We start from the raw sequence: 24,138 nt of genomic DNA on the forward strand, positions 1-24,138 counted from the left end.
GGGTCGGAGACCGCCGCGACTAACGGGCGACCTCGCGGTGGCCGGCGTCGAGACGACGGGTCCAGCCCTTCGCGTCGAGGTGTTCGAGGAGGGGGATGGCGACGCGGCGGGTGGTGTCGAGCGCCTTGCGGGCCTCGCTCGTCGTGAACGGCTGCGGCAGGCCCGCGAGGATGCGCATCGCCTTCGCGGGGGCGATGGGCTGGAGCAGGACGCCGTCGTCGAGACGCAGGAGACGCCCGGCGCGCACCGCGGCGGCGACCTCCCGTGGGCCGAGGCCCGCCGCGTCGAGTTCGGGCTGCTCGGGAGCGGCGAACGGCTGCGCCGCGAGTCGTGCCTCGATGCGGGCGAGTCCGGCCTCGGCGGCACCGAGGTCGGCCCGGATGCCGGGCTCGTGGACCCGCCCACCCTCGTGCGTGAGGCCCGCGGCCTCGGCGAGCGGTCCGACGAGGTCGAGACGGGGGATCCCGGCGGCGGTGCGAGCGGCGTCGGCGGGCATCCACGGTTCGAGGGGGTGGGTGCGGGCGTAGTCGGCCGTGACGTCGCTAAGGGCCTCCTGCCAGCGTGACCACACGCGCTCGTCGACGAGCAGGTCGGCGCGGCGGACGATCCCGGCCGGAAGGGTGGTGAGGTCGTCGTCGCCGACCCCGAGGCGTCGCGCCTCCTCGACGCCGAGGTACCCGCGGGCACGGACCTCGATCGTGAGGTCGACCCCGGCGGCCCGTGCGGCGAGCTCCTCGGCACGGCGGGCCCCGGCCCCGCGACGCCGCAGCTCGGGCGGGTCGACGTCGAGGACGAGGGCGCCGGCGACGCGGCCCGTACCCGGGTCGCGGAGGATGGCGCGATCTCCTGCGGCGAGGGGCAGCGGCTCGGCGAGCGTGAGCCGCGCGCCGTCGCTGCCCAGCGGGCGGACGCGGGCCTCATGGGCGGCGGTGCCGATGTGGAGCATGAGGTGCTCGGGGAGGTCGGCCGCCGTGCGGGCCCCCTCGGGCAGCGTGAGGCGGACGTCGAGGACGGACGTCGCGTGCCACGCCCCCGGGGTGAGCAGCGCCTGGCCGCGGTGGAGGTCCGCGGTCGCGACGCCGCGGAGGTTGACGGCGACCCGGGCGACCCCGCTCACCGCGTCGCGGGGCTGCTCGAGGGAATGGAGGCCGCGGACGGAGACACGGCGGCCGAGGAGGTCGAGGGTGTCGCCGACGCGGATCGTGCCCGCGGGGAGGGTGCCGGTGACGACGGTGCCGGCGCCGTTGATCGTGAACGCCCGGTCGATCCACAGCCGGACGCGGGCCGCCGGATCGGGGGCGGGGAGTGCGGCCACGAGGTCGGCGACGGCGGCGCGGAGCTCGTCCATCCCGGCGCCCGCGCGGGCGGAGACGGCGAGGGCGGCGCGCGGGGCGAGGCCCGCCTCGGAGAGTTCCGCGCGGGCCCGGGCGAGGGCGGGGGCGGGGTCGGCGAGGTCGGCGCGGGTGACGACGAGGAGCGCGTGCTCGACACCGAGGGCCGCTGCGGCGGCGAGGTGTTCGGCGCTCTGCGGCATCCACGACTCGTCGGCGGCGACGACGAACATCACCGCGGGCACCGGGCCGAGACCGGCGAGCATGTTGCCGATGAACCGGCGGTGCCCGGGCACGTCGACGAACGCCACGGTGCCGCCGCCCGGGAGCGTCGTCCACGCGTACCCGAGGTCGATGGTGAGCGCGCGCCGCTGCTCCTCCTCCCATCGGTCGGGCTCGATGCCGGTGAGGGCCTTGACGAGGGTCGACTTGCCGTGGTCGACGTGGCCGGCGGTGGCGACGACGGACATCGAGCTCATCGGGCGTCTCCTTCGTGGGCGACGGTGAGGATCGCGGTGAGGAGGCGTGCCTCGTCGTCGGCCTCGACACCGCGGAGGTCGACGAGGCACGCGCCGCCGGTGACCTGGGCGACGACGCCCTCGCGGCGCAGCGGCGCGCCCCAGCGGTCGGGGAGGGCGACCGCGACGCTCGGCAGGACGACCCCCGGTGCACCTCCGCCACCGACCGCGGCGTCGTGTGCGACGACCCGCCCCCCGACGCCCTGCTCGGCGAGGCGGCGCGCGAACTCCTCGGTGCGGCGCCGGAGTTCGGCGACGTCGGCGCGGAGTGCCGCGGCGGTCGGTGTCGGTCCGCCGCGGAGGGTCGCCTCGAGGGCGGCGAGGGCGAGCTTGTCGACGCGGACCGCGCGGGCGAGGGGGGACCGGCGCATCGCCTCGACGAGATCGGCCCGCCCGAGGACGAGCCCCGCCTGCGGACCGCCGAGGAGCTTGTCGCCGCTCGCGGTGACGAGGTCGGCCCCGCCGGTGAGAGCGGTGTGCGCGTCGGGTTCGTCGGGGAGGAGCGGCTCGGGGCGCAGCAGGCCGCTGCCGATGTCGGCGAGGAGCGGGACGTCGAGGCCACGCTCGGCCCGGACGTCCGCGAGCGTGCGGGACAGCTCGGGGACGTCGACGCCGTGAGTGAAGCCGTGGACGACGAAGTTGCTCGGGTGGACCTTGACGACGAGTCCGGTCCACTCGGTGACGGCACGCGAATAGTCCTGTGCCCACGTGCGATTCGTCGTGCCGACCTCGACGATGGTCGCGCCCGTCGACTCGATGAGCTCGTGGAGGCGGAAGTTGTCGCCGATCTCGACGATCTCGCCGCGGCTCATGACGATCTCGGGGCGACCCTGAGCGACGGCGAGGGCCGTCGTCGCGAGGACGAGTGCGGCGGCGCCGTTGTTGACGGCGAGGACGTCTCCGGCGGCGGGCACGGCCTCGCGGAGCGCGGCGAGCGTTCCCCGTCCGCGCCGTGCTCGGGCCCCGGTGCCGAGGTCGAACTCGACGTCGACGTGCCCGGCGGCCGCGAGGAGCGCGCGGCGCGCGTCGGCGGAGAGGGCGGCCCGGCCGATGTTCGTGTGGAGGACGACACCGGTGGCGTTGACGAGGGGGTGCAGCGTCGTCGGGGTGCGGGCGGCGAGCACGGCACGCGTGGCCGACTCGACGTCCTCCGGCGTGATCCTCCCGGAGCGGGCGTCGGCCTGCGCCGTCGTCACCGCCGCCTTGACGGCGTCCACCCCGTGCACGCCGACGAGATCGCCGAGCGTGGCGAGCAAGGCGTCGGTGCGCGGGATCCGGCGTCGTGGGTCGTCGTGCGTCATCGTCTCCTCCTCCGCGCGGGGCGTCGTGCCCGACTGCCGGAGAGTATCGGCTCCACCTGCGCGCCCCGTGCCCGACGGGCCGCCGCGGCCGGTCATGATGGGACGGAGGAAGAGGAGGAGCCATGGACGCAGGAGGCCTCTCGCCCGCCGAGCTCCCGTTCGGTGCGCGGGTCCACGCCGTGTTCACGAAGTACGACGGCAGCCCGCACTGGGAGTACGACCTCGTCGTCGTCGGCGTCGACGAGTACGGCGTGTGGGTCGGAGGTGCGCCCGGCGGCTCCATCGCCCGCCCCGGGCTCGAGTTCACCTCGGACGCGCACTGGGTGACGCTCTACCCCCACGACGGGATGTGGGTCGCGACGTTCAACGACTCCGCGGGCACGTTCTCCTCACGCATCTATGTCGACGTGACGACGCAGGCGACGTGGTGGCACCGCCCCGACGGGGTGCTCAGCGTCTCGGCCGTCGACCTCGACCTCGACGTCATCCGGCGGTTCTCGGGCGAGCTCTTCGTCGACGACGAGGACGAGTTCGACGAACACCGTCGCGAGATGTCCTATCCCGCCGACGTCGTCGAGGGCGCGCGTGCCGCGACCGCGTGGCTGGTCGACCGGATGGGGGAACGGGCCGAGCCGTTCGAGGACGTCGCCGAGTCCTGGCTCACGCTCTGCCGTGAGCGGGTCGCGAGCGACGAGCGGGGCCGCGCCGTCCTCACGTCGTCGGCGCACGTCGAGGACGAGCCCGTCGACGCCGGGCCGTCCTGGGTGTCGTCGTCGCAGGCCGACGAGGCCCCCGGGACCCCCGCTCGCGTCGGCGACCCGTTCGTCGCGGAGCCGTCCGCCACCCTCACCGACGAGGAGACCGCGGCGCCCGCCGACGCCCCCGTGGTCGACGGGCCCGTGTCCGAGGGGTCCGTGGCCGAGCCTGCAGCCGTGTCCTCACCCTCGCCCCCGGCGGAGGAGGATCTGCTCGCCGTGTGGTCCGACGAGGCGGGCGACGCTCCGCTCGTGGAGGTCGACGAGGACGACGAACCCGCCGTCGAGGTCGAGCGGGATGGTGGGGAGTCCTGGTCCGGGCATGGTCGGTCGGGCGGCGACCGCGGCGTCGTCGTCGCCGACGTCTCCCACGACCTCGAGGACATCGACACGACACCCGTCGACCCGTCGGAGGTGACGGGGGTCCTCCTCACGACCGAGACGGGGCGCGAGTCGCCGCTCTACTTCGACGGTCGGCCGATCGAGCCCGAGGAGCTCGATCTCTCACCGGAACTCGTCGACCACCTGCGTGACTGGTCGGACCGCTGGACCCGCGACTTCGACCCGGTGCGCGGATGGCAGCCGCGGGCGGTCATCGCCGACTACGAGGCGCTCGGCCGGTGGCTCGGCCGCCGCGTCAAGGACGAGGTCGGCGGCCTCGCCGTGACGGTGCAGCTCGCCCACCTCGGTCGATCGAGTCTCTTTCCGATCGCGGCCGCGGAGGACCGCCCGGCGGAGGTCGTCGAGCTCGACGCGGACGCCCCGGGGGAGCTCCCGGTGCGTGGTGACGTCGTGACGCGGGTGGGCACGGTCGGGTGCTTCACCTCCGAGGTCAACGCGCGACTGCTCGACTGGCGCGCGCTCGGTGGCGCGGACGAGGCCGAGGCCGACGAGCTGCGGCGGTTCATGTCCGACGAGCTCGGTCCGGACTACGAGGTGCGCTGAGCGTCACCGGGTTCGACGTCGGTGCCCGAGCCCGCCGGTCGTGACGACGTCCGCCGGGGCGCGGGACCGGTGCTCTCGCGCACGACGAGGTGCGCGGGGACGAGCGTCGTCGAGGTTGCAGTCGTCGTGGCAGCCGTCGTCGAGGCCACTGGCGGGGCGGCGCCTGCGTCCGCCGGGTCCACGCCGCCGCCCACGTCGTGGACGTCGATGCGTCGGAGGAGTTCGCGGACGAGGTTGGCGCCGACGCCGGCGAAGTCCTGGTGCACGGTCGTGAGCGGCGGCCACAGGTGCTCGGCGAGCACGTCGTCGAACCCCACGACGGAGACCTCCTCCGGGATTCGTCGTCCCGCCTCGTGGAGGGCGCGGAGGAGCCCGGCGGCCATCTCGTCGTTGGCGGCGAACACGGCGGTGACGGAGGGGTCGGCGGCGAGGCGGCGGCCGACCTCGTAGCCGGAGGTGGGCGTCCAGTCGCCACGGCGCAGCGCCGGGACCTCCCGGCCGGCCGCGGTGAGCATCGCCCGCCACGCCTCCTCGCGTTCGCGGGACTGGAGCGAGTCGGCCGGCCCGGCGAGCATGTGGACGGTCTCGTGGTCGAGGCCGAGGAGGTGGGCGACGGCCGCCTGGGCGCCGCCGCGCTGGTCGAACCCGACCGCAGGGTGGACGAGGGAGCGCGAGTCGGCGACGACGACGGGCAACCGTGCGGGGACGTGCAAACGGTCGACGTCGGCCGTCTCCAACCCGAGGACGACGACGCCCGCGACCCCGCCGAGGCGGCGGAGAGCGGCGTTGAGGTGCTCGACGGTGCCGTCGGGGGCGTCGACGAGGGTCGTCGCGTACCCGTGGGCGTGGGCCGTGGCGACGACGGCGTCGACGATGCGGGCCTCACCGGTGCGGGCGACGTGGTGGACGACGACCCCGATGAGATCGGAGCGGCCCGAGCGCAGCGCCCGGGCGGCCGCGTTGGGGGTGTACCCGAGCTTCGTCATCGCATCGAGGACCTTCTCCCGCGTCTCGGGACGCACGTTCGTCGCGTCGGCGGCGACGCGGGAGACGGTCTGCGGCGAGACCCCTGCGAGGGCGGCCACGTCACGAGCGGTGGTGCGGGACGTCCATCCGACGCCGCCTCGACGGCCGGTCACGGCTCCTCCGCGCTCGCGAGTCCGAGGTCGAAGCGGCACGTGTGCGAGGCGCCGGGGGCGAGGGTGACGAGGCGGCGGCCGGTGCGGAAGGCGTCGGCGGCGCACGTCATCGGTTCGGCGGCGAGGCCGGTGCGCTCCCACCCGTCGGGGAGCCCGTCGCCGGTGAACACCTGCCAACACGTGAACCCCTCGCGGGCGCGGATGAACGCCGTCACGCCGTCGGGTGCGGTGAGTGCGATCACCGGGTCCTTCGCCATGACGTACGTGTCGTCGAGGTGGACGTCGCGCAGCGGCCGTGTCGTGCGGAGGTCGACGACGGCCGGGACGTCGGGTATCTCCTCGACGGGCAGCAGGCGATCGTCGACGCGGATCCAGCCCGTCGCGGCGATCGTCGCGGTGCACTCGTCGAGGGTGTACCCGCCGGGGGAGAGCCACGGGTGGAACCCGGCACCGTACGGCGAGGACTCCCGGCCGGTGTTCGTCGTCGTGAGTGTCACCGTGAGGGCGTCCTCGCCGAGCTCGTACCGCAGGTGGACGTGGAGGGGGAAGGGATAGCCGACGCGGGGGACGAGGTCGAGGGTGAGGTCGACGGCCTCGTCGGTGCGGGCGGCCACCTGCCAGCGGGTGTGGCGGACGAGACCGTGGATCGCGTTGCCCCGCTCGGGCTCGGAGAGGTCGAGCTGCCGCTCGCGGCCCCCGGCGGTGTACCGGCCGTCGCGGATGCGTCCCGGCCAGGGCAGGAGGACCGCGCCGTGCGCCGCAGGGGGCAGCGACTCCTCGTCGAACGGCACGACGACGTCGCGCTCGCCGACCCGGTAGCGACGGAGGGTACCGCCGACCCCGGTGACGACGGCTTCGCTCATGCCGCGGCGCAGCGTGATCTGCTCGCCCGTCGGCGGGGGCGTCGGCGGGGGCGTCGGCGGGGGCGTCGGCAGGGGCGTCGGCAGGGGTGCGTGCGTGGGGGTGGGGGCCGTGGGGGAGTCGTTCATGCGACACGCTCCCCGGAGGCCGAGGGAACGGCGACGTGGAACGCGGGCTCACGAAGGCCCCGCTCGCGGGCCGCGGCCGTGACGGCGCCGGCGACCTGCTCGGTGAGGTCCAGCGGGACGAGGGCGATGGCGCTGCCCCCGAAGCCCCCACCGGTCATGCGGGCACCGAGCGCACCGGCCGCCCGCGCCGCCTCCACGGCGACGTCGAGCTCGACGCAACTCACCTCGTAGTCGACCCGGAGCGACTCGTGGGAGGCATCCATCGCCGTGCCCATCCGCGTCCAGTCCTGCGCGCGGGCCGCGTCGACGACCTCCCGCACGCGGGCGATCTCGGTGAGGACGTGGCGGGCCCGCCTCGCCTCCTCGCCGTCGAGACGGGCGAGGGCGGTCTGACGGCCGTTCTCGGTGTCGATGCTGTCGAGGTCGCCGAGCTGGGTGACGCCGAGTCGCGCCGCCGCCGTCTCGCACGTCGTCCGACGCCGGCCGTACTGGCCGTCGGCGAGACTGTGGTGGACCCGCGTGTCGACGACGAGGAGAGCGAGACCCGCGGCCTCGAGGTCGAGGGCGACGTGCTCGACGGAGTCGTCGCGGCAGTCGAGCAGGAGGGCGTGACCTGCCTTGGCGCGCAGGCTCGTCGCCTGGTCCATCCCTCCGGTCGGGGCGCCCGCGACCTCGTTCTCCGCCCGGACGCACAGCGCCGCGAGGCGGGCACGCGCCGCGTCGTCGTCGGTCGACTCACCGGCGAGGGACGTGAGGGCGAGTGCCACCGCGCACTCCACCGCGGCGGAGGACGAGAGGCCCGCACCCGTGGGGACGCACGAGGCGAGGGCGAGGTCGAAACCGGAGAGCTCGACGCCGTCCTCCCGCAGCGCCCACGCCGGGCCGGCGCAGTACGCGACCCAGTCGCTCACCCCGCCGGGCCGGATGTCGTCGAGCGTGCCCTCCCAGCGGTGTCCGTCGTCGAGGCCGGAGACGAGCCGCACCGTGCGGTCGCTCCGCGGCGCGATCGCGGCGAACGTGCGGTGCGGCAACGCGATCGGCAGGGCGAGCCCGCCGTTGTAGTCGGTGTGCTCCCCGACGAGGTTGACCCGCCCGGGGGAGGCCCACACCTGCTCGGGTGCGGCGTCGAACGCCGCCCGGAACGCCTCGGTCGCCCGCGACACACCGTCGGGGTCGGGCCACGCCTGCTCGCTCATCTCGGTACCTCTTCGTCCTCGATCGCTCCCGGAGCGGGAATGCGGCAAGAGTACCGATCCCGTGGGAAAAATGTTGACGTCACCATGACTGTCCTTGCTGCGGCCTCGCCGGGGTCGTGCGGGGCAAGGACCAAGGTCACGACACCCTTGACAGGTCTCATGGGGGCGAGGATCATCGGCGCCAGCGCGGCAATGGTGACGCAATCATTTTCCTTCTGGTCTCCGGCCGCATCCCTCGCGGCTCTGCCGCCCGACACCACAAGGAGGTGGCATGGCCACCGAGACACTCATCCATGCCGGTCTCGTCGACTACGCGATCCTCGCGATCTACTTCGCGTTCGTCCTCGGCATCGGCGTCCTCGCGAGGCGCCAGGTCTCCGGTTCTCTCGACTTCTTCCTCTCCGGCCGATCCCTGCCCGCCTGGGTCACCGGTCTCGCGTTCGTCTCCGCCAACCTCGGCGCCGTCGAGATCATGGGCATGTCGGCCACCGGCGCCGAGATCGGCCTGCCGACGGTCCACTACTTCTGGATCGGCGCCATCCCGGCGATGATCTTCCTCGGCGTCGTGATGATGCCCTTCTACTACGGCTCCAAGGTGCGCTCGGTGCCGGAGTTCATGCTCCGCCGCTTCGGGCCCGGGGCTCACCTCGTCAACGCGGTGTCGTTCGCGCTGGCGCAGCTCCTCATCGCGGGCATCAACCTCTACCTGCTCGGCAGCATCGTCCACGCCCTGCTCGGCTGGCCGCTGTGGACCGCGCTCATCGTCGCCGCCGCGATCGTCCTCTCCTACATCATGTTCGGCGGGCTGTCGGCGGCGATCTACAACGAGGTGCTCCAGTTCTTCGTCATCGTCGCCTCGCTCCTGCCGCTCACCCTTCTCGGCCTCCACCGCGTCGGCGGATGGCAGGGCATGGTCGACCGCATCACCGCGGCCGCCGCCGCCAACCCCGACACGATCGCCCCCGCCGCCCAGCAGCTCAACTCCTGGCCCGGTCAGGCGCTCTCGGGCTTCCACAGCCCGATCCTGTCGGTGTTCGGCATCGTCTTCGGCCTCGGGTTCGTCCTCTCCTTCGGTTACTGGACGACGAACTTCGTCGAGGTGCAGCGCGCGATGGCGTCCGAGTCCGTCTCGGCGGCCCGCAAGACGCCGATCATCGGCGCCTTCCCCAAGATGTTCGTCCCGTTCATCACGATCGTGCCGGGCATGCTCGCTGCGGTGCTCGTCAACGAGATCGCGACGATCAAGGCCGGCGGCATCGTCCCCGGCGGCGCCTCCGGCAACGGCGTGCAGTACAACGACGCACTGCTGCTCCTCATGCGTGACCTGCTCCCCAACGGCCTCCTCGGCCTCGCGATCACCGGTCTGCTCGCCGCGTTCATGGCCGGCATGGCCGCCAACGTCTCGGCGTTCAACACCGTGTTCAGCGTCGACATCTGGGAGCACTACGTCGTCCGTGACCGCGACGACGACTACTACGTGAAGATCGGCCGCGTCGCCACGGTGCTCGCCACCGTCGTCGCCGTGTTCACCGCGCTCATCGCCGCGAGCTTCTCGAACATCATGGACTACCTCCAGACGCTGTTCGGATTCTTCAACGCGCCCCTGTTCGCGACGTTCATCCTCGGAATGTTCTGGAAGCGGATGACGCCCACCGCCGGCTGGGTCGGCCTCGTCGTCGGTACCGCGAGCGCCGTGTTCACGTGGCTCCTCGGCCAGTGGGGGATCCTCGTCCTCCCCGGTCAGGGCATGGCGTTCCTCGCCGCGTCCGTCGGATTCGTCCTCGACATCGTCGTGAGCGTCCTCGTGTCGCTCGTGACGAAGCCCAAGACGAGTGCCGAGCTCAAGGGCCTCGTCTACTCCGAGACCCCGCGTGAGGACCTCGTCGACCCCGACGAGGCCGCCCTCCCGTGGTTCCGGCGCACCCTGCCCCTCGCCGGCGTCGCGCTCGTCCTCGTCACCATCCTCAACTTCCTGTTCTGACCCAAGGAGACGACCATGTCGACCACTGCCGACCGGACTCCGACGCGCCACACCGCGGGGGTCTTCGACATCCGCACGATCATCGGGACGCTGCTCGGGATCTACGGGATCATCCTCACGGCCATGGGCCTGTTGGGCGACCCGGCCTACGACCGCACCGGTGGGGTGAACGCCAACCTCATCGCGGGTATCGCCCTGCTCGTCGCCGGGCTCGTGTTCCTCGCCTGGGCCAAGGCCCGCCCCGTCGTCGTCGACGAGCGGGAGCTCGCCCGCGGTGACGACGGCAACGCCGTCCACGAGGCCCGCTGAGGTCCGGCCGCACCCGGCCCTCACGCCCTCACGCGAAGAGCGGGGCCGTCGACCACGTGGTCGACGGCCCCGCTCTCGTACGTCGTTGGCGGAGGCGGACGGGAATCGAACCCGCCAGACCGAGATGCTCGGCCTCACCGGTTTTGAAGACCGGGGGGCCCACCAGGAACCCAGACGCCTCCGCGGTCCACTGTAGAGGCACCCACCGGCGACGACGAACGAGTGACCGTGACGGCGCGGTCGTGCCGATGGTCGGACTGCCGGTCGTGGCGCGGTCGACGCGACTGCCGTCTCCGGGCGTCACGCGGGGAGGGGCACCGGGAGTTCTCGCCGCGCCGCCCGCCGCGCACGCCTCCGTCGGTCGGCCGGGCTAGGGTGCCGCTCGACGCCGCACCCGCGTCGCACGCTCGTCGGAAGGCCGATCATCATGCCGGACACCACGCTTCGCCTCACGCAATTCGCCGCCGGGGGAGGGTGCGCCTGTAAGCTGCCCGCCGGCCAGCTCGAGAGCGTCGTCGCGGGACTCGTCGGTCAGGACGCCCCCGACCTCCTCGTCGGCCTCGACGCGGGCGACGACGCGTGCGCCGTCCGCCTCGAGAGCGGCTCCGACGGGTGCGGCACCGCCGTCATCTCGACGGCCGACTTCTTCACCCCGATGATCGACTCCCCCTACGACTGGGGGCGCATCGCCGCCGCCAACGCCCTCTCCGACGTCTACGCGATGGGCGGGCGCCCCGTCCTCGCGATCAACCTCGTCGGCTGGCCCGTCGACCTCCTCCCCGACGACGTCCTCACCGAGGTCCTCCGCGGTGGCTTCGACGTCGGCCGCGCCGCCGGGTGCCCCGTCGCCGGTGGCCACTCGATCACCGCGCCCGAGCCGATCTACGGGATGGCCGTCACCGGCGTCGCCGACCCGGAGCGGCTCCTCCGCAACGACGCAGCCGAGGCCGGGCTGCCGATCAGCCTCACCAAGCCCATCGGCGTCGGCCTCCTCAACAACCGGCACAAGGCGACGGGGGAACGGTTCGAGGAGGCCGTCGAGACGATGACGACCCTCAACGATGCCGCCAGCCGTGCCGCCCTCGACGCCGGTGTCCGCGCCGCGACCGACGTCACCGGGTTCGGGCTGCTCGGTCACCTGCACAAGATGATGCGGGCCTCCGGCGTGACGGCGGTGCTCGACCGCGCGGCGGTGCCGGTGCTCGACGCGGCGCGCGACGCCCTGCGCGACGGGTTCGTCCCCGGCGGCAGCCGCCGCAACCTCGACTGGGTGCGCCCTCACCTCGTGGTGGAGGGGAGCGGTGTCGGGGAGGACGACCTCGTGCTCCTCGCCGACGCACAGACCTCGGGAGGGCTGCTCGTCGTGGGCGAGGTTCCCGGAGCGCCCGTCGTCGGCGAGACCGTGCCCGCCCGGGAGGGCGTCACCGTCGTCGTGCGGTGACCCGGCCCGGGCCGGCCGGATCCCGCGCGCGGCCGGGCTCGCCGGACGCCGAGTGCGGCCATATGACCACATCCGCCGCGCGTCGCCCCGTCGAGATGCCACCTTTCGCCGGTCGAGGCCCCGCTTCACCTGCACGATGTGGCATCTCGACGGCGGGGTGCGCCTCGGGTGTGTGGCGAATCGGCCGCACTCGGTGACGAGGTGATCGGTGGGGCGGGTTCGGTGACGGGCGGAGTCGGCGTGCCAGCGCGGACCCCATCGCGGCGATCGCCGACCCGGCCACCGCGCCCGGGTGGCGCTGCCCCTCCCCGAACAGGCCGGCCATGAGCCGTGTCGCCACGGTCGCGCACACGACCGCGGCGTCAAGGGCGACGAAGAAGCCCCACGAGGTGGTCGAGTTCATCCGGTCCTCCCGTCGGACGTCGGGTACTGACGAACACGACAGCCGTGCCCCTGCGCGGCCCCGGGGCGGCTCCGGCGCCGCACCGAGGGTCAGTCGTCCGGGCCGGGGTGGTGGCAGGCGACCCGGTGCCCGCCGCCGAGGTGCTCCAGTGGGGGCATGTCCGTCCGGCACCGGTCGTCGGCGCGGGGGCAGCGCGGCGCGAACGGGCACCCGCGCTCGGGGGGGCCGCCGATCTCGCCGCGCACGACCGCGGGGCGGGGGCGTCCCGGGTCGGGGCGGGGGACGGCGGCGAGCAGCGCCTGCGTGTACGGGTGCCGCGGGTCGCGATACAGCAGCTCGGCAGGGGCCTCCTCCACGATGTGGCCGAGGTACATGACGGCCACCCGGTCGGCGACGGCACGGACGACGGCCAGGTCGTGCGCCACGACGAGCAACCCCAGGTCGTGCTCGTCGCGCAGGTCGGTGAGCAGGTTGAGCACCTGCGCCCGGACCGACACGTCGAGCGCCGAGACCGGCTCGTCCGCGACGAGGAGCGAGGGCCGCCCGGCGAGCGCCCGGGCGATGCCGATGCGCTGGCGCTGCCCGCCGCTGAACTCGTGCGGGTAGCGGTCGAGCATGTCGGCGCCGAGCCCGACCTGCGTGAGCAGCCCCTCCAGGGTGGCGCGGTCCCGCGGCATCCCGTGGTTGCGCAGCACCCGGGCGAGGATCACCCCGACGGTGTGGCGCGGGTTGAGGGACGAGTACGGGTCCTGGAACACCATCGCCATGCGGCGGCGCAGGGGCCGCAGACGGCGCTCGCCCAGGCGGGTGATGTCCTGGCCCTCGAACCGGACGGTGCCGGAGTCCGGGTCGTGCAGGCGCAGGGCGATGCGCGCGACGGTGGTCTTGCCCGAGCCGGATTCGCCGACGAGCGCGACCGTCTCCCCGCGGTGCACGTCGAGGTCGACGTCGACGGCCGCGCGGGTGAGGGTAGGCCGGGCGAAGGGGGAGCGGCGGCTGCGGAAGGTCTTGGTCACGCCGCGCAGGCTGAGCAGGGCGGTCTCGGTCATGCGGGCTCCTGGGTGGCGTGGCAGGCCGCGAGGTGCGGCGCGACCCCCGGGCGTGGGGTGAGGGCGGGGCGGCGGACCAGACACGCCTCGCCGACCGTGGGCTGCAGCGGGCACCGGGGATGGAACGGGCACCCGGAGGGGCGATCCGCGCCGGAGGCGGGCACCCCGGGGATGGCGGCGAGCCGTGCGGGCGGGGCGTCCATGTCGGGTGTCGCGGCGTGCAGGCCCCGCGTGTAGGGGTGCGCGGGGCGGGCGAACAGGTCGGTGGTGCCGCCTACCTCGGCCACCTGACCGGCGTACATGACGAGCACGTCGTCGGCGGTCTGCGCGACCACGCCCAGGTCGTGGGTGATGAGCACCATCGCCATGTGCATCTGCCGCACGAGGTCGTTCAGCACGTCGAGGACCTGGGCCTGCACGGTCACGTCGAGGGCGGTCGTGGGTTCGTCGGCGATGAGGACGCGTGGCTCGTTGACGATGGCGGTGGCGATCATGGCGCGTTGGCGCATCCCGCCGCTGAGCTCGTGCGGGTACTGGTCGGCCTGGGCGCGGGGGTTCGACATGCCGACGAGCGCGAGCGTCTCCACGGCGCGGGCATGCGCGGCCCTGCGGGACACGCCGTGGCGCAGCCTGTGGGCCGCAGCGATCTGGGCGCCGACGGTGCGGAACGGGTTGAGGGCCGCGGTGGCGTCCTGGAAGACCATCGCGATGTCACCCCCGCGCACGCGCTCCCTCTGCGGCTCGTCGGCGGTGACCATGTCGATCCCGCCGACGCGGACGTGGCCGTCGACGCGGGCCGTGTCGGGCAGCAGCCCCATCGTGGCCAGGGCGAGCGTGGACTTGCCCGACCCGGATTCGCCGACGACGCCGAGCACACGCCCCCCGTCGACCCCGAGGCTCACGTCGTCGACGGCCCGCACCTCGCCCCTGCCGGATCGGAACGCGACGCTCAGGCCCTCGACCGTGAGGGCGGGCGAGGCGGTGGGTGCGGGATCAGGCACGACGGATCCTCGGGTCGATCAGGCCGTGGACGATGTCCACGACGAGGTTGGCGGCGATGACGAGGGCGGCGCCGAACAGGGCCGTGCCGACGACGAGGCCGAGGTCGCGGCGTCCCACGGCGTCGATGAGCAGGTCGCCGAGCCCGTGCATGCCGAACACGCGCTCGGTGAACACGGCGCCGCCGAGCAGCCCGGCCAGGTCGAGGCCGAACATCGTGATGATCGGCACCCACACGCCGCGACGCGCGGTGCGGAGCACGTGCCGCCGCGGGGCGCCGGTCGCGCGTTCGGTGCGCAGGTGCTCGGCGGAGAGCTCCTCGAGCATCTGGTTGCGGGCGAACCGCAGGTAGGTGGCGGCGTTGAGCGCCCCGATGACGAGCCACGGGAGCACGAGGTGCCAGGCCCACCCGACGGGGCTCTCCCGGAACGGCACATACCCGGAGACCGGAACCATGTCGAGGTAGAACCCGAAGATCAGCACGGCGACGAGCCCCAGCAGGTAGGTCGGCGTGGCGATGAGGGCCAGGGAGACGCCTCGCGCGGCGTGGTCGAACGGCCGCCCGCGCCGCAGGGCCGCGTGCACGCCGCCGCCGAACCCGAGGGCCAGGGCGGTGAGGGCACCGCCGAACGCGATGGACGCGGTGACGGGCAGGCGTTCGAGGATGAGCTCGGTGACGGGGCGGCGCAGCTCGAACGAGAACCCGACGCACGGGGCGACGCACGTGACCGCCTCGGCACCCGAGCCGAACGTGCGCCCCTGGAACAGCCCGGCCAGGAAGTCGAGCCACTGGTGGAACGCGTCCCGGTCGGTCTGCATGAAGCTCTTGATCTGCGCGAGACGGTCCGGGCGGCACGGGCGCCCGCACATCACGCGGGCCGGGTCGACGGCCGAGCTGTAGAAGAGCATGTACACGCAGAACGAGATCGCGACGAGCACGAGCACGCTGGCGAGGACGCGACGCGCGACGAACCGGGTCATGCGACGCCTCCGTCCAGGCGCACGTCGAAGGCGTCGCGCAGGCTGTCGCCGAGGAGGGTCGAGCCGAGAACGAGCAGGAACAGCGTGGCGCCGGGGAAGAGCAGGTACCAGGGGTCGGCGCCGGTGTAGGTCCAGGTGATCGACTGGCCGATGAGGCGGCCCAGCTCGGGGGTCTGCGGGCCCACCCCGATCCCGAGGAACGACAGGCCCGCTCCGACCCCGACCGTTCCGGGGAACTGCAGGGCCACGACCACGACGACGGTGCCGACGAGGTTGGGCAGCAGCTCGCCCGTGAGGATGCGGTGCACGGGCGTGCCGGATGCGCGGGCGGCGAGCACGAACTCGCGCCGGGAGAGCGCGGCGGCCTGGCCGTGCACGAGCCGGGCCGTGCCCACCCAGCCGAAGAACGCGAGGGCCAGGGTGATGAGCAGCGCGCGCGGGAACTCCGGCGGCACGATGAGCTGCACGGCGATGAGGAAGAGCAGGCTCGGGAACCCGAACATGAAGTCGACGAAACGCCCCATCACGGCCTCGAACCAGCCGCCCGAGTAGCCCATGGCCAGGCCGACGAGCACGCCGAACGACGCGGCGAGGAGGGTCGCGCCGGCGGCGATGCCGATGGACGTGCGGGTCCCGTACGCGATGAGGGCGAGCAGGTCGCGTCCCGTTCCGGGCTCCACCCCCAGCCAGTGCCGGGACGAGACGCCCCCGAACGGGCCGATGGGGGTGCCGCCGGTGGCGGCGTCGACGGCCGCCCCGTCGAACTGGCCGACGTGCTGCCCCTCGAGGGCCACGAGCAGCGGCGCCAGCAGCGCCAACCCCAGCACGAGGCCGAGGCACACCAGGCCCGCGCGCGCCTGGGTGCCGCGGAGGGCACGGTGCAGGGCGGCCCGCGTGGGCGAGACCGTGCGGTCCCGCCCACGCGGCATCACAGCAGACGTCGTCACGGCTTCTTCAGGCCCTGGACCAGCGCGTCGGTGTACGACGGGAAGCTCGGCACGTAGCTGCCGCCCACGTTCGAGCCGTAGATGAACGCGTTGCGCGAGTAGTACAGCGGCACGATCGGCGCGTGCTTCATCGCCATCTCGTCGATGGCGCCCCACTGCGCCTCGGCCTCGGCCGGGTCGGTCTCGGAGGACGCGGTGCGGATCGCGGTGTCGATCTTCGGGTCGTCGAGCCGCGACGCGTTGTAGTTGCCGTCGCCGATCTGGCTCGACTCGACGAGCGGCTGGAGCGCGGCGTACGCCGACGGGTAGTCGGCCTGCCAGGAGCCGAAGCCGAGGTCGAAGTCGCCGTTCTTGTACTTGGTGTCGGTGACCTTGTCGGTGTCCTGCGCGACGACGTTCACGGTGATGCCGATCTCGCCGAGGTCGTTGGCGATGGAGCTCGCCATCTGGCCCTCCTCGGTGGAGGCGGCGTCCACGACGAACGTCAGCGGGGGCACCTTGGTGCCGCCGAGCAACTCCCGGGCCTTGGCGGGGTCCCCCGCGGGTGGCGCCGGGTACAGGTCGAACTTCTTGTGGCCCTTCACGCCCGGGGGCATGAAGGTCGTGGAGAGCTCGCCGCCGTACGTGGGGCCGCCGGCGATGGTCTGGATCTGCTGCTTGTCGACCGCGTAGTTGATGGCCTGGCGCACCTTGAGGTCCTTCAGCCCGGGGCGCGACATGTTGAGCACCAGGTAGCTGGACGCGCCGGACGGGGAGACGTACACGCGGCTCTTGAGCGCCGGGTCGGCGTTGACCTTGGGGATGAGCGCCGCCGACACGGTGGGGCCGGTCGCGTTCTTGTCGTCGCCGGAGTCGTCCGCCATGCGCTGCCCGACGGTGTCGGGGTTGAGGCCCATCTCGTAGGTGATGGCGTCGGGGTAGGCGGGGCGGATCGGGTCGGTCTCGGGCTTCCACGCCGGGTTGCGCGCGAGGGTGACCTTGGATCCCACCTGGTAGTCCTGGACCTGGTAGGGGCCGCTCGCGGGCGGGGTGTGGTCGTAGGCCGGGATGCCCATGCCCTTGTTCGCCGGGACGGGTGCGAAGGCGGGCATCGAGGCGACCCACGGCCAGTCGGCGAACCTGCGGTTGAGGTGGAACACGAGGGTCTTGTCGTCCTTCGCCTCGATGGAGGCCAGGTGGGCGCCCTTGGCGGGTCCGCGGTATGCGTCGCCTCCTTCGAGCAGCACCTTGTGGTAGCTGAGGCCGCCCTGCAGCTGTTCGTCGAAGGAGCGCTCGAGGCCGAACTTCACGTCCGCGGCCGTGATGGGGGTGCCGTCGGCGTAGACCAGGCCGTCACGCAGTCGGAACGTCCACGTCCTGCCCCCGTCGCTCGTGGTGCCCGTGTCGGTGGCGAGGTCGGCCGCGAGCTCGGTCTGCTTGTGCGGATCGGTCTTCCAGGCCGTGAGGCTCCGGGTGATGTAATGCAGCCCCGATGTGGCGAGGTTCTGGCTCATCGCGGGATCGAAGTGGATCTCCTTGGCGGTGCTGAGCATCTTCAGGGTGCCGCCCCGGGCCGGGGTTTGGGTAGTGCTGCCCGCGGCCGCGCCGGGGCCAGCATCCGTCTTCGCGTTGGCGCCGCAGGCGCTGGCGGCGAGCGCGAGCGCGAGGGTGGGCACGAGCAGGGCTGTGCGACGCATGGGTGAGGCCTTTCTGAACGCTGGGCGAGGCCGAGCGGCTCACGCCAAGAATAATGAAACGTTATGAAAAGCATACATCTGTGTCAGGGTGGGCTTTTCGCCGCCGCGACGGGCGATATCGAGCGCGAGGCGGATCCGTGGCCGCGGGGCCGGTGGGGTGCCCTCCTCGCTTTCGACGGGTCGAGCCGTGTCACCAGCACCGCACACGACGACGCGCCGTCACCCCGATGGGGGTGACGGCGCGTCGTCGTGTGCGGTGGTCGCTGCCGGGTGGTCCGGTCAGTCGCCGATGGCGGTGGTGGCGCCGCTCCGCACGGCCTCGGCCGCGTCGGCCTGCCGCCGGGCGATGCGCTCGCGCTGCGGCACGACCGTGTACTTGGGGTCCTTGGCCGACGCGATGCCGGCCTCGAACACACCGAATCGGGTGAGGGCCGACCCCGCGTTGAGCGCCAGCCCTGCCAGCACGGCGAGCGGGCGGCGCCGCCCGCCGACCGCGGTGAGCGCCGCACCGGCGTACATGCAGGCCTTGCTCACCTTCAGGTACGTCGCAGCCTTGCCGGTGTGCAGCGGCTCGGCCGTCAGGCCCATGCTGCGCTCCATCAGGCGGTGCGCCCCGACCTCGAGCACGGCGCCGCCGAGCGCCATCCGGCGCGCGGGGGCGGTCTCGCGGGGCGACGTCGTCACCATGGCCGCGCCGCCGGCGGCGGCCATGGCCGACCCGACGAACACGAATGGCAGCTCCTTGTACGACGAGTGCCACGTGGGGGTGGCGGTGTCGGCCAACAGCACGGCCGTGTACGCCGCGAGCGGGGCCGAGAACGCGCCCGCGCCCAGGCTGGCCAGCCGGTCGCCGATGGGCCACAGCCGCGCGCCCGGCACGTCCTCGGGCAGCACCTGCTTCATGACCTCCGAGAACGCCGCCACGCCCGTGAACGCGCCGAACCCGGCCAGGATCCACGAACCGACGCTCATGGGCGACGTCAGCTTGACCGTCCGCATCATGTTGTAGAAGCGGCTGGGCTTGCCCAGGTCGCTGACCAGCGCGACCGTGCTGCCGCCCAGCGCGGCGAGCGCCACCAGGCGGCCGTTGCGCTGCAGCTCGGTGCGGCCCGTCATCTCGCCGCCAGCCGCGACGAGCGCCGACCCGGCGGCCAGGCCACCCATGTACAGGTAGGCGGGGATCTCGTTCTTCCACGGCGCGGGCTTGACGATCTGCCGGCCGTAGTACGACGAGAACTCCACCTCGGGCACCATGATGTCGTCGCGCTGCCGCTTGCGGCGGCCCTTGCCGCGGCGACCGCCTGCGGGGCCGGTGCCGCCCGAGGCCGGGAGAACGGGTGCGGGGTTGACGTCGCTCATGGCCGCCGTCCGAGGAAGCTCAGGGCCGCGCCGACGAGCATGGTGAGCCCGGCGAATCCGGCCTTGCGGAAGATGTCGGGAAGGTCCGCGGTGGTGACGCGGGGGTCCGGCGGCAGGCCGTACACCTCGGGCTCATCGAGGAGCAGGAACACCGAACCCGTGCCGCCGACGCCGTCGTGGGTGTTGCCGCCATACACGCGGGCCTCGGTGAAGCCCTTCTCGTGCAGCGCGGCCACCCGCTCGGCGGCGCGGCGACGCATCTCGTCCAGGTCGCCGAACTGGATGGACGTCGTCGGGCACGCCTGGGCGCACGCCGGCTTGGCGTCGGCCTGCAGCCGGTCGTAGCAGAGCGTGCACTTCTGGGCTATGCCCTCGTTCTTGACGGCCGTCTTCTCGGGCTTGCCGTCGGGGCCGGTCGGGCGCTCGCGGCGCTCGATGACACCGAACGGGCACGCGGGCACGCAGTACCCGCAGCCGTTGCAGACGTCGTCCTGGACGACGACCGTGCCGAACTCCGTGCGGAACAGCGCGCCCGTGGGGCACACGTCCAGGCAGGCCGCGTGCGTGCAGTGCTTGCAGACGTCCGACGCCATGAGCCAGCGGAAGTCGGGCAGCGTGCCGTCGTGGGCGGCCTGTCGGGCGGCCAGCTCGGCCGCGTCCAGGTCGCCGACTCCGGGACCCACGGGCGCGGACGGCCGGTCGGCCGTCGCGACACCCGTCGCAGCAGCGGACCCGCCGGAGCCGCAGCACCCGCCGTTCGACCCGCACCCGCAGCCGCCGCCGGAGGCGCCGACGACGCCCTCGGGGTCCTGCGGGATCGACTCGGGCGCCGACGCCGCGGTGCCCGGCCCGTCCAGAGGCAGGACCCCCGGCGTGGCCCGGTCCGTGATCATCGCGGTCGCGCGACGCAGCGGCGCCGGGGGCTCGGCCGGCCGCGGCGGGCGCACCGACGGCATGCCCATGTCGACCAGGCGGCGCCCCGACTCGCGGGCGGCGGCCACACGGTCGCCGCTCTGCTCGACGAACGCCACGTGACGCCACGTGCTGGCGCCGAGCGAGATGGAGTTGTCGTACGAGTCGCCCGTCATCCCCAGGCGGTCCATGGGGATGCCGTTCCACTCCTTGCACGCCACCTCGCACGCCTTGCAGCCGATGCAGATGGACGTGTCGGTGAAGAACCCCTTGCGCGGCGGCGGGTCCTCCCACCCGGCGTCACGCGCGGGGTCGGTGGGTCCGGAGAGCTGGTTGCGCCAGAACCCCATGGGTCAGTCCCTTCCCTGGATCGGGGAGGAGTCCGTCGACGAGTCGTCGGCGTCTCCACCGTCGTCGCGCGTCTCCGAGCCCTGCGGCACCGCGCCGGTCGCACGCAACGAGTTGCCCGTGTCGGCGGTGACGCCGGCGAGCGAGGCGTACTCCTCCACGAGGTGCATGAGGGCCTCACCCGTGGGGCGACGCCCCGGTCGGATGTCGCAGCTCGCGACCTTGGACTCTTGAATGGCGACGTTGGGGTCGAGCGTGACGCCGAGGAGGTCGTTGGCACCGTCGCCGGTGACGACGGCCCCCTCGCCGCCCTGGCCCCAGTGGTAGGGCAGGCCGATCTGGTGGATCGTCTGCTCCCCGATGCGCATCGGGCGCACCCGTTCGGTGACGAGAACGCGCGCCTCGATCGCCGAACGGGCGGAGATGATCGTCGCCCACCCGCCGTTCTCGAGACCCCGCAGGGTCGCGAGCTCGGGGGACACCTCGCAGAAGAACTCCGGCTGGAGTTCCGAGAGGTAGGGCACCCAGCGGCTCATGCCGCCCGCCGTGTGGTGCTCGGTGAGGCGGTACGTCGTGAACACGAACGGGTACACGTCGGCGCCGCGCTCCTCGCCCGAGGGGGCGGTGAGGTTGTCCGCACGCGGGTAGACCATGCGCGAGGGGTTGCGCTGCTGGCTGTAGAGCGGGTTCGAGACCGGTGACTCCTGAGCCTCGTAGTGGCTCGGCATCGGCCCGTCGACCATGCCCTTGGGTGCGTACAACCACCCCTTGCCGTCGGCCTGCATGATGAACGGGTCGTCACCGGCGATGCCGGCGGCGCCGCCCGTGCCGGGCTCGGGTCGGTGGTCCGGTCGGGTCTTGGCCGGGAAGTCGGGGATGTCGTGCCCCGTCCACTCGCCCTTCTCCTCGTCCCACCAGACGTAGGCCTTGCGCTCGCTCCACGGCTTGCCGTCGGGGTCGGCCGACGCGCGGTTGTAGAGGATGCGCCGGTTGGCCGGCCAGGCCCAACCCCACTCGGGGGAGACCCAGCTCTGCTCGGCGTCGGGCTTGCGACGACGGGCCTGGTTGACACCGTCCTTGAAGACGCCGGTGTAGATCCAGCATCCGCCGTCGGTGCTGCCGTCGTCCTTCATCTCGCCGTAGGCGGGCAGGAGCTGCCCGGCCTTCTCGCCGGTGAGGTACCGACCGTTGATCTCGGCGAGGACGGCCTCGGCGTCGATCTCGCCCTTCTCGTCGGTGCGGTAGTCCCACGTCAGGTCGAGGATCGCCCGGTCGCGGGGCTCGGTGCTGCCGTCGAGCTTGCGCCGGATGATCTTGCCCAACTCGTAGAAGAACTGGAGCTCGGACGCGGCCTCGCCCGGGGGCGCCACCGCGGCCTCACGCCACTGCAACAGTCGCTGGGTCTGGGTGAACGTGCCCGACTTCTCCGCGTAGGCCGCGGCGGGCAGGAAGAAGACCTCGGTACCGATCTCCTCGGTCTTCATCTCGCCCGTGGCGATCTCGGGGCCGGACTTCCAGAACGTGGCCGACTCGATGAGGTTCATGTCGCGCACGACGAGCCACTTGAGGTTGCTCATCGCGTGCCGTTGGAGTCGGCCGTGCGACGAGCCGACCGCCGGGTTCTGCCCGAGGAGGAAGTACCCCTCGACCGTGCCATCGATCATGCCCATCGCCGTGGCGTACGTGTTGTGGTTGCCGGTCAGCCTGGGCAGCATGTCGAACCCGAAGTCGTTCTCGGGCGTGGCCGCGTCGCCGTAGTACGCCTTGAGCAGGCTCACCGCGTACTTGCGGGCGTCGGCCCAGTAACCCTTCTGGTCCGGCGACGCGATCGACGCGATGTAGTGGTGGAACGTGTCGTGCGTGCCTGCCTTCGGCATGGGCAGGTAGCCCGGCAGCAGGTTGAACAGCGTCGGGATGTCGGTGCTGCCCTGGATGCTCGCGTGGCCGCGCAGCGCCATGATGCCGCCGCCCGGACGTCCGATGTTGCCGAGGAGCAGCTGCAGGATGCTCGCCGTGCGGATGAACTGCGCGCCCAGGGTGTGCTGGGTCCAGCCCACCGCGTACGCGAAGCACGTCGTGCGCTCCCGGCCGCTGTTCTCGGTGATGGTGCGGGCCACCTCGAGGAAGTCCTCACGGCTCACGCCGCACATCTCTTCGACGAGTTCCGGCGTGTACCGCGCGAAGTGCCGCTTGACGACCTGGAACACGCACCGGGGGTGCTGCAGGGTGTCGTCGCGCAGGACGACGGCATGGTCGAGCGCGGGACCACCGGAGCCGTGCTCGTCACCGGCGGAACGTTCGCGCTTCTCGCTGCCGTGCTCGTGGCCGCCGTCGGGGCCGCCGACCTCGTCCTCGCGCGTGGACGGGGAGTCGTACGCCCACGACCTCATGTCGTACGCGCCCGTCTCCGGGTCGTAGCCCGAGAACACGCCGTCGAGCTCGTCGACGTCCTTGAAGTCCTCGTCGACCAGCGTCGCCGCGTTGGTGAACGCCTTGACGTACTCCTCGAAGTAGAGGTCGTTGTCGAGGACGTACTTGATGAGGGCGCCGAGGAAGACGATGTCGGTGCCCACACGGATCGGCACGTGCTTGTCCGCGACCGCGGACGTGCGCGTGAAGCGTGGGTCGATGTGCAGGATCTTCGCCCCGCGCATCTTGGCCTCGGTCACCCACTGGTACGCGACCGGGTGGTTCTCGGCCATGTTCGAGCCCTGGATGACGATGCAGTCCGCATTCGCCATGTCCTGCACGAACTGGGTGGCGCCGCCGCGCCCGAACGAGGCTCCCAGACTGGGAACCGTGGCGGAGTGTCAAATGCGGGCCTGGTTCTCGATCTGTACCGCTCCGAGGCCGGTGAACAACTTCTTGATGAGGTAGTTCTCCTCGTTGTCCAGTGTGGCACCGCCGAGGGACGCGATGCTCATCGTGCGGTTGAGCTTGCGGCCCTCGTCGTCGACGTCCTGCCACGTCCGGGCACGCGTCTCGATGATGCGGTCGGCGATCATCTCGGTCGCCTCGGCGAGGTCGAGGTGCTGCCAGTCGGTGGCGTGCGGCGCGCGGTAGAGCACCTTCGTCGCCCGGTTGGGGTTGTTGACGAGCTGCTCGCTCGCGCTGCCCTTGGGGCACAGTCGGCCGCGCGAGATGGGGGAGTCGGGGTCGCCCTCGATCTGGACGATCTTCTCGTCCTTGACGAAGATGCGCTGGCCGCAGCCGACGGCGCAGTACGGGCAGACGCTCTTGGCGACACGGTCGGCCCCGACCGTGCGAGGCGTGAGGTTCTTGGTGCGGGTCGAGGCCACTGCAGGCCCACGACCGAGGAAGTCTCCCTCCTTGAGCTGCCGGAGGACCGGCCAGCCCAGGAAGGTCGAGGCGATGGACATGCCGCTTCCCTTCGTCGATGGTCAATATCACTGTAAGTGGCGTCACCGACAACCGCCGTCCCGATGGTGTGCGTCGAGACGGTGGACAAAACCGGCCCGCGTGCTCGACGCTGAGAAGGACCGTCCGGACGGTACAGTCCGGGACCCACCCCTGAAGTCACCGGAAGAGAAGAGGAGTC

At 72.7% G+C, this 24,138-nt stretch carries 17 protein-coding genes and 1 tRNA gene; 4 read left to right on the forward strand and 14 right to left on the reverse strand.

Annotated features, from left to right (window positions below; translation table 11 throughout):
- Window positions 1-19 precede the first annotated feature (19 nt).
- Both selB and selA read right to left on the reverse strand, forming a co-directional pair.
- On the reverse strand, window positions 20-1,810 hold the full coding sequence (gene selB, locus MOPEL_RS07135; protein ID WP_009482204.1) for a selenocysteine-specific translation elongation factor: 1,791 nt from the start codon (window positions 1,808-1,810) through the stop codon (window positions 20-22).
- The gene (gene selA, locus MOPEL_RS07140; RefSeq protein WP_009482205.1) at window positions 1,807-3,150 is read right to left on the reverse strand and encodes an L-seryl-tRNA(Sec) selenium transferase; all 1,344 of its coding nucleotides are present in this window, start codon (window positions 3,148-3,150) and stop codon (window positions 1,807-1,809) included. Before selA ends, selB begins: the two co-directional genes overlap by 4 nt.
- A gap of 122 nt (window positions 3,151-3,272) precedes the next feature.
- On the opposite strand from selA, the gene MOPEL_RS15885 reads away from it, so the two are divergent.
- The gene (locus MOPEL_RS15885) at window positions 3,273-4,850 is read left to right on the forward strand and encodes a DUF402 domain-containing protein (protein WP_009482206.1); all 1,578 of its coding nucleotides are present in this window, start codon (window positions 3,273-3,275) and stop codon (window positions 4,848-4,850) included.
- Here the strand turns inward: MOPEL_RS15885 and MOPEL_RS07150 are convergent.
- Genes MOPEL_RS07150 through galK form a run of 3 tightly spaced genes read right to left on the reverse strand, consistent with a single transcriptional unit; the run spans window position 4,835 to window position 8,174 of the window.
- Window positions 4,835-5,989, reverse strand: a complete 1,155-nt coding sequence (locus MOPEL_RS07150; RefSeq protein ID WP_009482207.1) for a LacI family DNA-binding transcriptional regulator — start codon at window positions 5,987-5,989, stop codon at window positions 4,835-4,837. The two genes, MOPEL_RS15885 and MOPEL_RS07150, sit on opposite strands and share 16 nt — an antisense overlap.
- Window positions 5,986-6,978 carry an aldose 1-epimerase family protein gene (locus MOPEL_RS07155; RefSeq protein ID WP_009482208.1) on the reverse strand — a complete coding sequence of 331 codons (993 nt, stop codon included), beginning with the start codon at window positions 6,976-6,978 and terminating at the stop codon, window positions 5,986-5,988. Before MOPEL_RS07155 ends, MOPEL_RS07150 begins: the two co-directional genes overlap by 4 nt.
- Window positions 6,975-8,174, reverse strand: coding sequence for a galactokinase (gene galK, locus MOPEL_RS07160; protein WP_009482209.1), 1,200 nt, complete (start codon window positions 8,172-8,174; stop codon window positions 6,975-6,977). The genes MOPEL_RS07155 and galK overlap by 4 nt, the downstream gene beginning before the upstream one ends.
- A 271-nt stretch (window positions 8,175-8,445) precedes the next feature.
- Here galK and MOPEL_RS07165 point away from each other — a divergent pair, with 271 nt between their 5' ends.
- The gene (locus MOPEL_RS07165) at window positions 8,446-10,155 is read left to right on the forward strand and encodes a sodium:solute symporter family protein (protein ID WP_009482210.1); all 1,710 of its coding nucleotides are present in this window, start codon (window positions 8,446-8,448) and stop codon (window positions 10,153-10,155) included.
- Between the two features lie 15 nt (window positions 10,156-10,170).
- On the forward strand, window positions 10,171-10,464 hold the full coding sequence (locus MOPEL_RS07170; protein ID WP_009482211.1) for a hypothetical protein: 294 nt from the start codon (window positions 10,171-10,173) through the stop codon (window positions 10,462-10,464).
- A gap of 86 nt (window positions 10,465-10,550) precedes the next feature.
- Here MOPEL_RS07170 and MOPEL_RS07175 read toward each other — a convergent pair.
- Window positions 10,551-10,646 (reverse strand) — tRNA-Sec (locus MOPEL_RS07175).
- Window positions 10,647-10,891: 245 nt separating this feature from the next.
- On the opposite strand from MOPEL_RS07175, the gene selD reads away from it, so the two are divergent.
- A complete protein-coding gene (selD, locus tag MOPEL_RS07180) occupies window positions 10,892-11,905 on the forward strand; it encodes a selenide, water dikinase SelD (RefSeq protein WP_009482212.1) in 1,014 nt (337 codons plus the stop codon).
- 492 nt (window positions 11,906-12,397) lie between these two features.
- On the opposite strand, the gene MOPEL_RS07185 is transcribed toward selD, so the two are convergent.
- The 8 genes from MOPEL_RS07185 to fdh all read right to left on the reverse strand — a co-directional run bounded on the left by MOPEL_RS07185 (window position 12,398) and on the right by fdh (window position 23,959).
- A complete protein-coding gene (locus MOPEL_RS07185; protein WP_009482213.1) occupies window positions 12,398-13,357 on the reverse strand; it encodes an ABC transporter ATP-binding protein in 960 nt (319 codons plus the stop codon).
- The gene (locus MOPEL_RS07190; protein ID WP_009482214.1) at window positions 13,354-14,358 is read right to left on the reverse strand and encodes an ABC transporter ATP-binding protein; all 1,005 of its coding nucleotides are present in this window, start codon (window positions 14,356-14,358) and stop codon (window positions 13,354-13,356) included. The genes MOPEL_RS07185 and MOPEL_RS07190 overlap by 4 nt, the downstream gene beginning before the upstream one ends.
- Window positions 14,351-15,337 carry an ABC transporter permease gene (locus tag MOPEL_RS07195; protein ID WP_009482215.1) on the reverse strand — a complete coding sequence of 329 codons (987 nt, stop codon included), beginning with the start codon at window positions 15,335-15,337 and terminating at the stop codon, window positions 14,351-14,353. The genes MOPEL_RS07190 and MOPEL_RS07195 overlap by 8 nt, the downstream gene beginning before the upstream one ends.
- Window positions 15,334-16,284: an ABC transporter permease gene (locus MOPEL_RS07200; protein WP_217994524.1), complete on the reverse strand. Its 951-nt coding sequence runs from the start codon at window positions 16,282-16,284 to the stop codon at window positions 15,334-15,336. Before MOPEL_RS07200 ends, MOPEL_RS07195 begins: the two co-directional genes overlap by 4 nt.
- A complete protein-coding gene (locus MOPEL_RS07205) occupies window positions 16,281-17,960 on the reverse strand; it encodes an ABC transporter substrate-binding protein (RefSeq protein WP_009482217.1) in 1,680 nt (559 codons plus the stop codon). The genes MOPEL_RS07200 and MOPEL_RS07205 overlap by 4 nt, the downstream gene beginning before the upstream one ends.
- Before the next feature lie 279 nt (window positions 17,961-18,239).
- The gene (nrfD, locus tag MOPEL_RS07210) at window positions 18,240-19,319 is read right to left on the reverse strand and encodes an NrfD/PsrC family molybdoenzyme membrane anchor subunit (protein ID WP_009482218.1); all 1,080 of its coding nucleotides are present in this window, start codon (window positions 19,317-19,319) and stop codon (window positions 18,240-18,242) included.
- On the reverse strand, window positions 19,316-20,581 hold the full coding sequence (locus MOPEL_RS07215) for a 4Fe-4S dicluster domain-containing protein (protein ID WP_009482219.1): 1,266 nt from the start codon (window positions 20,579-20,581) through the stop codon (window positions 19,316-19,318). The genes nrfD and MOPEL_RS07215 overlap by 4 nt, the downstream gene beginning before the upstream one ends.
- 3 nt (window positions 20,582-20,584) lie before the next feature.
- Complete coding sequence (fdh, locus tag MOPEL_RS07220) at window positions 20,585-23,959, reverse strand: formate dehydrogenase (protein WP_174270586.1); 3,375 nt, start codon at window positions 23,957-23,959, stop codon at window positions 20,585-20,587.
- Window positions 23,960-24,138 lie beyond the last annotated feature (179 nt).

Origin of the sequence: Mobilicoccus pelagius NBRC 104925 (assembly GCF_000247995.1) — a bacterium.
Classification (GTDB): Bacteria; Actinomycetota; Actinomycetes; order Actinomycetales; family Dermatophilaceae; genus Mobilicoccus; species Mobilicoccus pelagius.

Coding starts and splice junctions, on each gene's coding strand:
- MOPEL_RS07205 (WP_009482217.1), bottom strand. CDS start 17,960: ATGCGTCGCACAGCCCTGCTCGTGCCCACCCTCGCGCTCGCGCTCGCC.
- selA (WP_009482205.1), bottom strand. CDS start 3,150: ATGACGCACGACGACCCACGACGCCGGATCCCGCGCACCGACGCCTTG.
- MOPEL_RS07170 (WP_009482211.1), top strand. CDS start 10,171: ATGTCGACCACTGCCGACCGGACTCCGACGCGCCACACCGCGGGGGTC.
- selD (WP_009482212.1), top strand. CDS start 10,892: ATGCCGGACACCACGCTTCGCCTCACGCAATTCGCCGCCGGGGGAGGG.
- nrfD (WP_009482218.1), bottom strand. CDS start 19,319: ATGAGCGACGTCAACCCCGCACCCGTTCTCCCGGCCTCGGGCGGCACC.
- MOPEL_RS07185 (WP_009482213.1), bottom strand. CDS start 13,357: ATGACCGAGACCGCCCTGCTCAGCCTGCGCGGCGTGACCAAGACCTTC.
- MOPEL_RS07195 (WP_009482215.1), bottom strand. CDS start 15,337: ATGACCCGGTTCGTCGCGCGTCGCGTCCTCGCCAGCGTGCTCGTGCTC.
- galK (WP_009482209.1), bottom strand. CDS start 8,174: ATGAGCGAGCAGGCGTGGCCCGACCCCGACGGTGTGTCGCGGGCGACC.
- MOPEL_RS07215 (WP_009482219.1), bottom strand. CDS start 20,581: ATGGGGTTCTGGCGCAACCAGCTCTCCGGACCCACCGACCCCGCGCGT.
- MOPEL_RS15885 (WP_009482206.1), top strand. CDS start 3,273: ATGGACGCAGGAGGCCTCTCGCCCGCCGAGCTCCCGTTCGGTGCGCGG.
- MOPEL_RS07155 (WP_009482208.1), bottom strand. CDS start 6,978: ATGAACGACTCCCCCACGGCCCCCACCCCCACGCACGCACCCCTGCCG.
- selB (WP_009482204.1), bottom strand. CDS start 1,810: ATGAGCTCGATGTCCGTCGTCGCCACCGCCGGCCACGTCGACCACGGC.
- MOPEL_RS07165 (WP_009482210.1), top strand. CDS start 8,446: ATGGCCACCGAGACACTCATCCATGCCGGTCTCGTCGACTACGCGATC.